Source organism: Enterobacter huaxiensis (assembly GCF_003594935.2).
Taxonomy (GTDB): domain Bacteria; phylum Pseudomonadota; class Gammaproteobacteria; order Enterobacterales; family Enterobacteriaceae; genus Enterobacter; species Enterobacter huaxiensis.
The window spans coordinates 3,366,207-3,380,333 of the sequence record NZ_CP043342.1 but is presented as its reverse complement, the minus strand read 5'-3'; the positions used below and the strand labels follow the sequence as shown (position 1 = coordinate 3,380,333).

Here is a 14,127-nt window from a genome sequence, read left to right as displayed (position 1 = left end):
TTCCCCCTCTCCCCACGGGAGAGGGTCGGGGTGAGGGGAAACCCTTAAGACAGTTTCTAAAGGTTCCTTCGCGGGCCAAATGAAAAGAGCTCGCAGGTGAACCCCGGCACGTACACGTGGTGTGCGTGGTAGTTTCTACGGCGAAAGTAAGCATAAAAATGCTTAAGGGATCACGATGCAGAACGGCGCAATGAAAGCCTGGCTGGACTCTTCCTTCCTTTCTGGTGCGAACCAGAGCTGGATTGAACAGCTCTATGAAGACTTCTTAACCGATCCTGACTCAGTGGACGCAAACTGGCGTTCCATGTTCCAGGAGTTGCCTGGCACGGGAGTCAAACCGGATCAATTCCACTCCAAAACACGTGATTATTTCCGCCGTCTGGCGAAGGATGCCTCACGTTACTCTTCTGCGATTTCCGACCCTGACACCAATGCGAAGCAGGTTAAAGTCCTGCAGCTTATCAACGCTTATCGCTTCCGTGGTCACCAGCATGCGAATCTCGATCCGCTGGGACTGTGGCAGCAGGACCGTGTAGCGGATCTCGATCCGGCTTATCACGATCTGACCGAGGCCGATTTCCAGGATAGCTTTAACGTAGGTTCCTTTGCCATCGGCAAAGACACGATGAAGCTGGGCGAGCTAATTGATGCGCTCAAGCAGACCTACTGCGGCTCCATCGGCGCGGAATATATGCACATTACCTCCACCGAAGAGAAGCGTTGGATCCAGCAGCGTATCGAATCCGTGGCCGGTCACGCGACCTTCTCTGTTGAAGAGAAAAAGCGTTTCCTCAGCGAACTGACCGCAGCAGAAGGCCTTGAGCGCTATCTCGGCGCGAAATTCCCGGGCGCAAAACGCTTCTCGCTGGAAGGCGGCGATGCGTTAGTACCAATGCTGAAAGAGCTGATTCGCCACGCAGGCAAGAGCGGTACCCGTGAAGTGGTACTGGGCATGGCGCACCGTGGTCGTCTGAACGTGCTGGTTAACGTGCTGGGTAAGAAACCTCAGGACCTGTTCGACGAGTTCGCGGGCAAGCATAAAGAACACCTCGGCACCGGTGACGTGAAGTACCACATGGGCTTCTCGTCTGATATCGAAACCGAAGGCGGTCAGGTACACCTGGCGCTGGCATTTAACCCGTCTCACCTGGAAATCGTGAGCCCGGTGGTTATCGGCTCCGTGCGCGCGCGTCTGGACCGTCTGGACGAGCCAAGCAGCAATAAAGTGTTGCCAATCACCATTCACGGTGATGCGGCGATTACCGGCCAGGGCGTGGTTCAGGAAACCCTGAACATGTCGAAAGCGCGTGGTTACGAAGTAGGCGGTACCGTTCGCATCGTAATCAACAACCAGGTGGGCTTCACCACCTCTAACCCGCTGGACGCACGTTCAACGCCATACTGCACCGACATCGGTAAAATGGTACAGGCGCCAATCTTCCACGTGAACGCGGATGACCCGGAAGCGGTTGCTTTCGTCACCCGTCTGGCGCTGGACTACCGCAATACCTTCAAACGCGACGTGCTGATTGACCTGTTCTGCTACCGCCGTCACGGCCACAACGAAGCGGATGAGCCAAGCGCAACGCAGCCGTTGATGTACCAGAAAATCAAAAAACACCCGACGCCGCGCAAAATCTATGCTGACAAGCTGGAAGGCGACAAGGTGGCGACGCTGGAAGATGCGACCGAGCTGGTCAATCTTTACCGCGACGCGCTGGATGCGGGTGAATGCGTAGTGAAAGAGCTGCGCCCAATGAACATGCACTCCTTTACCTGGTCACCGTACCTCAACCACGACTGGGATGAGAGCTACCCGAACAAGGTAGAGATGAAGCGCCTGCAGGAGTTGGCTAAACGCATCAGCACCGTACCGGACGCTATCGAGATGCAGTCTCGCGTAGCGAAAATCTACGGTGACCGTCAGTCCATGGCAGCAGGCGAGAAGCTGTTCGACTGGGGCGGTGCGGAAACCCTGGCTTACGCAACGCTGGTTGACGAAGGTATTCCCGTTCGTCTGTCCGGTGAAGATGCGGGCCGCGGCACCTTCTTCCACCGTCACGCGGTTGTTCACAACCAGTCTAACGGTTCAACCTACACCCCGCTGCAGCACGTGCATAACGGTCAGGGCCAGTTCAAGGTCTGGGACTCCGTGCTGTCTGAAGAAGCGGTGCTGGCCTTCGAATACGGTTACGCCACGGCAGAACCGCGCACCCTGACCATCTGGGAAGCGCAGTTCGGTGACTTTGCCAACGGTGCTCAGGTCGTTATCGACCAGTTCATCTCGTCCGGCGAGCAGAAGTGGGGCCGTATGTGTGGCCTGGTGATGCTGCTGCCGCACGGCTACGAAGGGCAGGGCCCGGAGCACTCCTCCGCGCGTCTGGAACGTTACCTGCAGCTCTGCGCCGAGCAGAACATGCAGGTTTGCGTACCGTCTACCCCGGCTCAGGTTTACCACATGCTGCGTCGTCAGGCGCTGCGCGGTATGCGCCGTCCGCTGGTGGTGATGTCGCCGAAATCCCTGCTGCGTCATCCGCTGGCCGTTTCGAGCCTGGATGAGCTGGCGAATGGCACCTTCCTGCCGGCCATCGGCGAAGTTGACGAGCTGGATCCGAAGGGTGTCAAGCGTGTCGTAATGTGTTCTGGTAAGGTTTATTACGACCTGCTGGAACAGCGCCGTAAGAACGATCAGAAAGATGTCGCCATCGTGCGTATCGAACAGCTTTATCCTTTCCCGCATCAGGCGATGCAGGAAGTACTGAAACAATACGCTCACGTGCATGATTTTGTCTGGTGCCAGGAAGAGCCGCTCAACCAGGGCGCATGGTACTGCAGCCAGCATCATTTCCGTGAAGTGATTCCATTTGGGTCTGCCCTGCGTTACGCAGGTCGCCCGGCCTCCGCCTCTCCGGCGGTAGGGTATATGTCCGTTCACCAGAAGCAGCAACAAGATCTGGTCAATGACGCGCTGAACGTCGATTAATTAAAGGATACATAATGAGTAGCGTAGATATTCTTGTTCCCGACCTGCCTGAGTCCGTAGCAGATGCGACCGTCGCCACCTGGCACAAAAAACCTGGCGATGCCGTTAAGCGCGATGAAGTGCTGGTAGAAATCGAAACTGACAAAGTGGTACTGGAAGTACCGGCTTCAGCGGATGGCATTCTGGATGCAGTCCTGGAAGACGAAGGCACGACCGTCACCTCTCGTCAGATCCTGGGCCGCCTGCGTGAAGGCAACAGCGCGGGCAAAGAGTCCAGCGCCAAGTCTGAAGAGAAAGCGTCTACTCCGGCGCAGCGCCAGCAGGCCTCTCTGGAAGAGCAAACTAACGATGCGCTGAGCCCGGCGATCCGCCGCCTGCTGGCTGAGCACAGCCTGGACGCGGCTGCCATTAAGGGCACCGGCGTGGGCGGCCGCCTGACGCGTGAAGATATCGACAAGCACCTGGCGAAAGCGCCTGCGAAAGCTGAAGCCAAGGCCCCTGCGGCGGCACCAGCAGCACAGCCTGCGCTGGGCGCCCGCAGCGAAAAACGCGTGCCGATGACCCGCCTGCGCAAGCGCGTGGCCGAGCGTCTGCTGGAAGCGAAAAACTCCACCGCGATGCTGACCACCTTCAACGAAGTCAACATGAAGCCAATCATGGACCTGCGCAAGCAGTACGGTGACGCGTTTGAGAAACGTCACGGTATCCGTCTGGGCTTTATGTCCTTTTACGTGAAGGCGGTGGTTGAAGCGCTGAAACGCTACCCGGAAGTGAACGCGTCTATTGATGGCGATGACGTGGTTTACCACAACTACTTCGACGTCAGCATGGCGGTTTCCACCCCTCGCGGCCTGGTCACCCCGGTTCTGCGTGATGTGGATACCCTGGGCATGGCTGACATCGAGAAAAACATCAAAGAGCTGGCTGTGAAAGGCCGCGACGGCAAGCTGACCGTTGATGACCTGACCGGCGGTAACTTCACCATTACCAACGGCGGCGTATTTGGTTCACTGATGTCCACCCCAATCATCAACCCGCCGCAGAGCGCGATCCTGGGCATGCACGCCATCAAAGATCGCCCTATGGCGGTTGACGGTAAAGTTGAGATCCTGCCGATGATGTACCTGGCGCTCTCCTACGATCACCGTCTGATCGACGGCCGCGAGTCCGTGGGCTTCCTGGTTGCCATTAAAGAGCTGCTGGAAGATCCAACGCGTCTGCTGCTTGACGTCTAGTTTTCGCAGTCTTGCCCGGCGGCGCGTTGCTTGCCGGGCCTACAAAAGCAATACCTAACGATTACCTGAAGGATGGATAGAACACATGAACTTACATGAATATCAGGCCAAACAGCTGTTTGCCCGGTATGGCTTACCGGCTCCGGTGGGTTATGCCTGTACTACCCCACGTGAAGCAGAAGAAGCCGCATCTAAAATCGGTTCCGGCCCTTGGGTAGTTAAGTGTCAGGTTCACGCTGGTGGCCGTGGTAAAGCGGGCGGTGTGAAGGTTGTTAAGAGCAAAGAAGAAATTCGTGCGTTTGCTGAACATTGGCTCGGCAAGCGTCTGGTAACGTACCAGACAGATGCGAACGGCCAGCCGGTAAACCAGATCCTGGTTGAAGCGGCGACCGATATCGCGAAAGAGCTGTACCTGGGCGCGGTTGTTGACCGTAGCTCCCGTCGCGTAGTGTTCATGGCGTCTACCGAAGGCGGCGTGGAAATTGAAAAAGTGGCGGAAGAGACCCCGCACCTGATCCACAAAGTGGCTATCGATCCGCTGGCAGGCCCAATGCCTTATCAGGGCCGCGAGCTGGCATTCAAGCTGGGTCTGGAAGGCAAGCTGGTTCAGCAGTTCACCAAGATCTTCATGGGCCTGGCGAACATCTTCCTGGAGCGCGATCTGGCGCTGATCGAAATCAACCCGCTGGTGATCACCACTCAGGGCGACCTGATCTGCCTCGACGGCAAGCTGGGCGCTGACGGCAACGCGCTGTTCCGCCAGGCGGATCTGCGTGAAATGCGCGACCAGTCTCAGGAAGACCCGCGTGAAGCGCAGGCTGCACAGTGGGAGCTGAACTACGTCGCACTGGATGGCAACATCGGCTGCATGGTTAACGGCGCGGGCCTGGCAATGGGCACCATGGACATCGTTAAGCTGCACGGCGGTGAGCCAGCAAACTTCCTCGACGTTGGCGGTGGCGCAACCAAAGAGCGCGTAACCGAAGCGTTCAAAATCATCCTCTCTGACGATAACGTGAAGGCGGTTCTGGTGAACATCTTCGGCGGTATCGTGCGTTGCGACCTGATCGCAGACGGTATCATCGGTGCGGTTGAAGAAGTGGGTGTGAACGTTCCGGTGGTTGTGCGTCTGGAAGGTAACAACGCTGAACTCGGCGCGAAAAAACTGGCTGACAGCGGCCTGAATATTATTGCAGCGAAAAGTCTGACGGATGCAGCTCAGCAGGTTGTTGCCGCAGTGGAGGGGAAATAATGTCAGTTTTAATTAATAAAGATACCAAGGTTATCTGCCAGGGCTTCACCGGTAGCCAGGGGACTTTCCACTCCGAACAGGCGATTGCCTTCGGCACGCAGATGGTTGGCGGCGTAACGCCAGGTAAAGGCGGCACCACGCACCTGGGCCTGCCGGTGTTCAACACCGTGCGTGAAGCGGTAGAAGCGACGGGCGCAACCGCGACCGTTATCTACGTTCCGGCGCCGTTCTGCAAAGACTCTATTCTGGAAGCGATCGACGCAGGCATCAAGCTGATCATCACCATCACCGAAGGCATCCCGACGCTGGATATGCTGACCGTGAAGGTGAAGCTCGACGAAGCAGGCGTGCGTATGATCGGCCCGAACTGCCCAGGCGTGATCACCCCGGGCGAATGCAAAATCGGCATCATGCCGGGCCACATTCACAAGCCGGGCAAAGTGGGCATCGTTTCCCGCTCCGGTACCCTGACCTATGAAGCGGTTAAGCAGACCACCGACTACGGTTTCGGCCAGTCCACCTGCGTGGGCATCGGCGGTGACCCGATTCCGGGCTCTAACTTCATCGACATCCTGAAGCTGTTCCAGGAAGATCCGCAGACCGAAGCGATCGTGATGATCGGTGAGATCGGCGGTAGCGCAGAAGAAGAGGCCGCTGCTTACATCAAAGAGCACGTGACCAAGCCGGTTGTGGGCTATATCGCAGGTGTGACCGCGCCGAAAGGCAAGCGTATGGGTCACGCAGGCGCGATTATCGCAGGCGGTAAAGGTACGGCTGATGAGAAATTCGCAGCGCTGGAAGCCGCAGGCGTGAAGACCGTTCGCAGCCTGGCGGATATCGGCGAAGCACTGAAATCCATCATTAAGTAAATCCTCTCTGCTCCCCGAAAGGGGAGCGTTGAAATAATAAAATGTCCGTTTCGACATGGTTGGCCGCGTAAACGCGGCCTTTTTTATTGCCTGCGTTTCGCGACCAGGGTGAACCTGTAATCGTCACTGTTAAACACGTTACGGCTGTATTCAAACACCCGGCCGTCTTTGAGGAAGCCGCGAGACACTTTTTCCAGAATCGGTTTAGCCGGGTCGAGCGCCAGCGCGGCGATGGCTTCTTCTGTTGGCATGACCGGTACCAGCTCCTGCTCGCTGCGATCGATGGCCATCTTTTTAACCTGCTCGATATAATGGTATTTCGAGTTTTCCATCACTTCCCACGTCAGGTCGGGGAACAGGATCAGCGGCATCCACGTCTCTTCCAGGTTCACCGGCTTTTGCTTGATAAAACGCACGCGTTTAACGTGCCAGACCTTATCTTCCGGCGCGATCGCTAATTTTTCGGCAAGTTTTACGTCGGCTTTCAGCACTTCGAAAATGCGCACGTCGCTGTGGGTATCCACGTTCCGGTCAGCCAGCTTCTCGTAAAAGCCCGTCAGCTGGTAGATATCGTAATTCACGCGCTCCTCTTTTACATAGGAGCCGCTGCCCTGGATGCTCTCGATAATCTGTTCTTCCGTGAGGAGCTTCAGCGCCTGCCTTACCGTTACGCGGCTGACGCCGAACGCCTCCTGAAGAGTGGATTCCGTCGGCAGTGCGTCACCGGGCTTAAGCTCACCGGCGTTAATTTTTTCGCGAAGCGCATCGGCTATTTGCCGATACATTGGTTTGCTGCCCATGTGCCTGCCTTTTTAATACCTTTTCAGGGAATTATGCCTCCCGCTGAAAATTTGTAAATAATACAAATTAAATACAAATTGGCGGAGTTAGTGAAAGTGATCACATAAATGTATTGTTTTGTCTGCAACAATCGCCTTCAGACAATAACGACATGAGTGTGAGGATCTTGATGAACCTGACGACCCTGACCCACCCCAGTGCGGTATGCGTGCAGGCGCAGTACGCCAGCCGAGATGAGGCGATCCGCCAGCTTGCGATGCGGCTGGTGGCGCTGGGCAAGATAACCGACAGCGATGCATTTTTAACGGAAGTGTTCCATCGAGAAACGCAGGGCCCCACTGCGCTGGGGGAAGGCCTGGCGGTGCCGCATGGTAAATCAGCGGCCGTAAAGGAAGCGGCCTTTGCGGTGGCGACCTTACGTGAACCGCTCGCCTGGGAAGGTGTGGATGGTCCGGAAGCGGTTGAGCTGATTTTCCTGCTCGCCATTCCGCCCGCGGAGGCGGGATCGACGCATATCCAGGTTTTGACGGAGCTGACGTCCCGGCTGGCGGATGACGCTCTCCGGGCGCGCGTGATGTCGGCAACGTCTGCGGAAGACCTGCTTGCCGCGCTGGACGATACGACTCAGGCAGATGCGGTAACAGCCCTTGAGAATGCGCCAACCGTTGTCTGCGTCACCGCGTGCCCAGCCGGAATTGCCCATACCTATATGGCTGCGGAATACCTGGAGAAGGCGGGCCGCAGGCTCGGCGTAAACGTCGTGGTCGAAAGGCAGGGCGCAAACGGTATTGAAGGGCGTATTACCGCACAGCAGCTGCAGGCGGCAAAAGCATGCATTTTCGCGGCGGAAGTGGCGATTAAAGAACGTGAGCGTTTCGAGGGCATTCCGGCTATCTCGGTGCCGGTTGCGGAACCGCTGCGTCATGCCGAGACGTTAATTGAGCGTGCTCTTGCATTGACCCCCGCGTCCGGGGCGCAGCCAGAGCAGGCAGAAAAGAAGAGCGTTAAAACGGAACTCAAGCAGGCGCTTCTGAGCGGTATCTCCTTTGCGGTACCGCTGATTGTCGCCGGAGGCACGGTGCTGGCCGTGTCGGTACTGCTGGCGCAGATGCTTGGTTTGCAGCACCTGTTCGATCAGGAAAACTCATGGCTATGGATGTACCGCAAGCTCGGCGGCGGCATGCTTGGCATCCTGATGGTACCGGTACTCGCGGCCTATACCGCCTACTCGCTGGCGGATAAACCCGCGCTGGCCCCGGGCTTTGCGGCCGGTCTTGCCGCCAATATGATCGGCTCGGGTTTCCTGGGGGCCGTCGCGGGCGGGTTGATTGCTGGCTACCTGATGCGCTGGGTAAAAAATCATATTCGCCTCAGTAATCGCTACAACGGCTTTTTAACCTATTACCTTTATCCGGTTATTGGCGTGCTGGGGGCCGGCAGCCTGATGCTGTTTGTAATCGGCGAGCCGGTGGCATGGATCAACAACGCGCTGACGGCCTGGCTTAACGGTCTTTCAGGGGCAAATGCGCTGTTGCTTGGAACCCTTCTCGGATTTATGTGCTCGTTCGATTTGGGTGGTCCGGTCAACAAAGCAGCCTACGCGTTCTGTCTCGGGGCGATGGCCAACGGGGTTTATGGGCCCTACGCGATTTTTGCCTCCGTCAAAATGGTCTCGGCCTTTACCGTCACCGCCTCGACGATGCTCGCTCCGCATCTCTTTAAGTCGTTTGAAATTGAAACCGGCAAATCGACGTGGCTGCTTGGGCTGGCGGGTATTACAGAAGGGGCAATCCCGATGGCGATAGAAGATCCGCTCCGGGTGATTGGATCGTTTGTCCTTGGCTCTATGGCGACAGGGGCTATCGTCGGTGCCATGGGGGTGGGGCTCTCCACGCCAGGGGCAGGCATTTTCTCCCTTTTCTTACTGCATCACGCAGGAATGGGCGGCGTGACCGCTGCAGCAGGCTGGTTTGGCGCGGCACTGGTCGGGACCGCCATCTCTACGCTCGTTCTTATTATCTGGCGACGTCAGGCCGTAAAGCGCGGCAAGTACGTTACTGAAGACATCACGCCATAAACGCTCACCAACAGGAAACGAAGATGAAAGCTGTATCTCGTGTTCATATCACGCCGCATATGCACTGGGACCGTGAGTGGTACTTCACCACCGAAGCGTCACGCATTCTCCTGGTCAATAATATGGAGGAGATCCTCACCCGCCTTGAACAGGACGATGAATATAAATACTACGTCCTCGACGGTCAGACGGCGGTGCTGGAGGACTACTTTGCGGTAAAACCTGAAAACCGCCCCCGCGTGAAGGCGCTAGTCCAGGCTGGCAAGCTGATTATCGGGCCCTGGTATACGCAGACGGACACCACGATTGTCTCCGGAGAGTCGATTGTGCGTAACCTGATGTACGGCATTCGCGACTGCATGGCCTTCGGCGAGCCGATGAAAATTGGCTATCTGCCGGATTCGTTTGGCATGTCAGCGCAGCTTCCGCACATCTACAACGGCTTTGGCATCACGCGCACGATGTTCTGGCGGGGCTGCTCTGAACGTCACGGCACCGATAAAACCGAATTCCTCTGGCAGAGCATGGACGGGAGTGAAGTCACTGCCCAGGTGCTGCCGCTGGGCTACGCGATTGGTAAGTACTTACCGGAGGATGAAGCCGGACTGCGAAAACGCCTCGACAGCTACTTCGACGTCCTGGAAAACGCCTCGGTGACCAAAGAGATTTTGCTGCCTAACGGCCATGACCAGATGCCGCTGCAGCAGAACATTTTCGCGGTGATGGATAAGCTTCGTGAAATCTACCCGCAGCGCACGTTTGTGATGAGCCGGTTTGAAGAGGTATTCGAGCGTATCGACGCACACCGTCATGAACTGGCGACCCTGAAAGGGGAGTTTATCGACGGCAAATACATGCGCGTGCACCGGACAATTGGCTCCACGCGGATGGACATCAAAATCGCTCACGCCCGCATTGAGAATAAAATCGTCAACATCCTTGAACCGCTGGCTACGCTCGCCTGGACGCTGGGCTTTGAATATCACCACGGCCTGCTGGAGAAAATGTGGAAAGAGATACTGAAAAACCACGCCCACGACAGCATCGGCTGCTGCTGTAGCGATAAAGTGCATCGCGAGATTGTCTCCCGCTTTGAGCTGGCCGAAGACATGGCTGACAATCTGATCGCTTTCTACATGCGCAAGATTGTTGACAACATGCCGCAGAGCGACGCGGACAAGCTGGTCATGTTCAATCTGATGCCCTGGCCGCGTGAAGAGGTCATCAACACCACCGTTTGTCTGCGCGCCAGCCAGTTCCGCCTGCGGGATGATAAAGGTAACGACATCCCGTATTTCATTCGCAGCGCGCGCGAGCTTGACCCTGGCTTAATCGATCGGCAAATCGTCCATTACGGCAACTACGAGCCGTTTATGGAGTTCGATATTCAGGTCAGTCAAATATTGCCGTCGATGGGCTATCGCACGTTATTTATAGAGCCGCATCTCGCCGGGAATGTTCTCGCGCCGGCAAAAGAGACCCAGGCGCTGCTGGAAAATGCCTTCTGGCAGATAGATTTAAACGACGACGGCACGCTGCGCCTGCGCGACAAAGAAACCGGGCTTATTTATGACCGCGCGCTGGAAATTGAAGAAAGCTCAGATGACGGAGACGAGTATGATTACTCGCCTTCGCGAGAGGAGTGGAGACTCACTTCAGCACAGGGGCAGCATGATGTTGAGGTCACGCATGAGGGCTGGCAGAGCAGGGCGGTTATCCGTCACCGTATGGCTGTGCCAGCAAATCTCGCCGAGCGTTCGGCGCGTCAGCTAAGCGGCACGCTCGGGGCTGAATTTGAGGTGACGCTCAGCCAGAACAGCAGGCGTATTGACGTCGAGGTACGCCTGGATAATCAGGCTGACGATCACCGCGTGCGCGTGCTGATCCCAACGCCCATTCATACCCACGAGGTGTTAGCCGATACCCAGTTTGGCACCCTCATACGCCCCGTGCAGGATGAAGCGATGAATACCTGGCAGGAAGAGGGGTGGAAAGAGGCGCCGGTGCCCGTCTGGAATTTGCTAAATTACGCGGTTCTGCAGGAGAGACGTAACGGGATGGCGCTGTTTACCGAGGGCTTACGTGAGTTTGAAGTCGTCGGTGATGACACAAAAACCTTTGCATTAACCCTGCTGCGCGGCGTGGGCTTACTGGGCAAAGAAGATTTACTTCTGCGTCCGGGCAGACCGTCAGGCATTAAAATGCCGGTTCCAGACTCCCAGGTGCGCGGCTTCATCTCTGCCCGGTTTAGCCTTTTCAGTTTCAGCGGGACGCCAGAAAATGCAGGGGTAGCGCAGCAGGCGAAGGCCTGGTTAACCCCCGTACAGTGCTATAACAAAATCCCCTGGGATGCGATGAAGCTGAATCGGTCTGCATTCCTTACGCCGGAAAGCTATAGCCTGTTAGCCCTTTCACCAACGGGCTGTCTGCTCAGTACCCTTAAGAAGGCGGAAGACCGCGATGAGCTTATTCTGCGCCTCTATAACCCTTCTTCATCCTCGTCGAACGACGCGGTTTTATCGCTGGGCCCGTCTGTAAAACGGTGCTGCGAAACAGATATGAATGAGCAAATAACGACGGGGGGCGATGGGCAGGGGATAGTGGGCGCCTTTAAGCCGGGTCAGTCGCGTACTTTCAGTATTCTGCTCGGGGATTAACGGGGGGCATAAGCCTGGGGCCGCAGCCACAGCGGCCCTTTTTTCATTAAATAGTCACAGCGCGGTGTTAATTTAAGGAGGGGGTAAAGTAAAATAAATGTAATTCAACGAGCTTCTCGCCATCCATGAAAAATGGGTGTGGGGGGCTTTTCTTTACGTTTTATCCATCGTTTTCGGTATTTTTCTTTGGGCGTTAAATAAGATCGCTTCTGTTTATATTTTCCCTCGCTATTGATAACCAAACCCATCTTTGCATGCACATATTATTAACATGGTTTTTACCAATCTCACCACGATTAAACATAGTTAACATCGTGGTTCGTTTTTGATTTAAATCAATGTTTAATCCTTGGAAAAGCGCATCAAAAGGCGGTAAATTGTCCCCGATCAAAATGGCTGAAAAGTGGTAGTTTTGCTATAAGTTGATCACCGTCGTAAAACGTAAATGTGATTCAATAAAAACCTGTTTATTGTAAGGGTTTTGCAGCGTATTATATTTACGGGATCAATTTTGATTTTTTTTAACGTATTTGTAACCTGACGTCATTGTTTTTATCCTCCCTCAGGGTAAAAACGACGACAAGGATGCGAATAATTTGTATTGGGGCATGCGTGTGAATCTCTTTCTGAGGGGGTTCACTCTCGGAGTCTTCATGCGATGAGCAAGGAGTCATAATGTTAGACATAGTCGAACTGTCGCGCTTACAGTTTGCCTTGACCGCGATGTACCACTTCCTGTTTGTACCACTGACGCTCGGTATGGCGTTCCTGTTGGCGATCATGGAAACGGTTTACGTCCTCTCCGGCAAACAGATTTATAAAGATATGACCAAGTTCTGGGGCAAGTTGTTTGGTATCAACTTTGCGCTGGGCGTGGCAACCGGTTTGACCATGGAGTTCCAGTTCGGGACTAACTGGTCTTACTATTCCCACTATGTAGGGGATATCTTCGGTGCGCCGCTGGCCATTGAAGGTCTGATGGCCTTCTTCCTCGAATCCACCTTTGTAGGTCTGTTCTTCTTCGGTTGGGACCGTCTGGGCAAAGTCCAGCATATGGCGGTCACCTGGCTGGTCGCATTAGGCTCGAACCTGTCCGCACTCTGGATCCTGGTGGCGAACGGCTGGATGCAGAACCCAATCGCCTCTGATTTCAACTTTGAAACCATGCGTATGGAGATGGTCAGCTTTGCCGAGCTGGTCCTGAACCCGGTAGCACAGGTTAAATTCGTTCACACCGTAGCATCGGGCTATGTGTGCGGCGCGATGTTCGTGCTGGGCATCAGCGCCTACTATATGCTGCGCGGTCGTGACTTCGCGTTTGCTAAGCGTTCTTTTGCTATCGCCGCGAGCTTTGGTATGGCCGCGATTCTGTCCGTTATTGTTCTGGGTGATGAATCCGGCTACGAAATGGGCGACGTGCAGAAAACCAAACTGGCCGCCATTGAAGCTGAATGGGAAACGCAACCGGCTCCGGCTGCCTTTACCCTGTTCGGTGTGCCGGATCAGGACGCGCAGGAAAACCGCTTTGCGATTCAAATTCCTTACGCGCTGGGTCTCATCGCGACGCGCTCCGTCGACAAGCAGGTGACGGGCCTGAAGGATCTGCTTGTGCAGCATGAAGAGCGTATCCGTAACGGGATGAAAGCTTACTCGCTGCTGGAACAGCTGCGCTCCGGTTCAACTGACCAGGCCGTTCGCGACCAGTTTAACGACGTGAAGAAAGACCTGGGCTACGGTCTGCTGTTGAAACGCTATACCCCGAACGTCTCTGACGCGACGGAAGCACAGATTCAGATGGCGACCAAAGACTCCATTCCACGCGTTGCGCCGCTGTACTTCGCGTTCCGTATCATGGTGGGCTGCGGCATCATTATGCTTCTGATCATCGCGGCGTCCTTCTGGTCAGTGATTCGTAACCGTATCGGTGAGAAGAAATGGCTGCTGCGCACCGCGCTGTACGGTATTCCACTGCCATGGATTGCGATTGAATCCGGTTGGTTTGTTGCGGAATACGGACGTCAGCCATGGGCAATCGGTGAGGTGCTGCCAACGGCGGTAGCGAACTCTTCCCTGACCGCTGGCGATCTGATCTTCTCCATGCTGCTGATTTGTGGTCTGTACACCCTGTTCCTGGTGGCTGAACTGTTCCTGATGTTCAAGTTCGCGCGCCTTGGCCCAAGCAGCCTGAAAACCGGTCGCTATCACTACGAGCAGTCTACCGTGACTACTCAGCCGGCACGCTAAGACAGGAGT

At 55.6% G+C, this 14,127-nt stretch carries 8 protein-coding genes; 7 read left to right on the top strand and 1 reads right to left on the bottom strand.

The genetic code is table 11. From position 1 onward, the window contains the following. The first annotated feature begins 175 nt into the window (after nucleotides 1-175). The 4 genes from sucA (at nucleotide 176) to sucD (ending at nucleotide 6,339) form a co-directional block, all read left to right on the top strand. A complete protein-coding gene (gene sucA / locus D5067_RS16160) occupies nucleotides 176-2,983 on the top strand; it encodes a 2-oxoglutarate dehydrogenase E1 component (RefSeq protein WP_119935048.1) in 2,808 nt (935 codons plus the stop codon). 14 nt (nucleotides 2,984-2,997) lie between these two features. Next, entirely contained in the window at nucleotides 2,998-4,218 is a 1,221-nt protein-coding gene (odhB, locus tag D5067_RS16155; protein WP_119935047.1) for a 2-oxoglutarate dehydrogenase complex dihydrolipoyllysine-residue succinyltransferase, read from the top strand. An 85-nt stretch (nucleotides 4,219-4,303) separates the two neighbouring features. After that, nucleotides 4,304-5,470, top strand: coding sequence for an ADP-forming succinate--CoA ligase subunit beta (gene sucC, locus D5067_RS16150; RefSeq protein ID WP_048976318.1), 1,167 nt, complete (start codon nucleotides 4,304-4,306; stop codon nucleotides 5,468-5,470). Further along, complete coding sequence (gene sucD / locus D5067_RS16145; protein WP_119935046.1) at nucleotides 5,470-6,339, top strand: succinate--CoA ligase subunit alpha; 870 nt, start codon at nucleotides 5,470-5,472, stop codon at nucleotides 6,337-6,339. Before sucC ends, sucD begins: the two co-directional genes overlap by 1 nt. 83 nt (nucleotides 6,340-6,422) lie before the next feature. Here the strand turns inward: sucD and D5067_RS16140 are convergent, their stop codons facing one another. Continuing rightward, nucleotides 6,423-7,139 carry a GntR family transcriptional regulator gene (locus D5067_RS16140; protein WP_119935045.1) on the bottom strand — a complete coding sequence of 239 codons (717 nt, stop codon included), beginning with the start codon at nucleotides 7,137-7,139 and terminating at the stop codon, nucleotides 6,423-6,425. A 170-nt stretch (nucleotides 7,140-7,309) separates the two neighbouring features. Here D5067_RS16140 and mngA point away from each other — a divergent pair, with 170 nt between their 5' ends. The 3 genes from mngA to cydA all read left to right on the top strand — a co-directional run bounded on the left by mngA (nucleotide 7,310) and on the right by cydA (nucleotide 14,118). Continuing rightward, nucleotides 7,310-9,217, top strand: a complete 1,908-nt coding sequence (gene mngA / locus D5067_RS16135) for a PTS 2-O-a-mannosyl-D-glycerate transporter subunit IIABC (protein ID WP_119935044.1) — start codon at nucleotides 7,310-7,312, stop codon at nucleotides 9,215-9,217. 23 nt (nucleotides 9,218-9,240) lie between these two features. Then, entirely contained in the window at nucleotides 9,241-11,874 is a 2,634-nt protein-coding gene (mngB, locus tag D5067_RS16130) for a mannosylglycerate hydrolase (protein WP_119935043.1), read from the top strand. Between the two features lie 675 nt (nucleotides 11,875-12,549). Continuing rightward, entirely contained in the window at nucleotides 12,550-14,118 is a 1,569-nt protein-coding gene (gene cydA, locus D5067_RS16125) for a cytochrome ubiquinol oxidase subunit I (RefSeq protein WP_119935042.1), read from the top strand. Nucleotides 14,119-14,127: the final 9 nt, after the last annotated feature.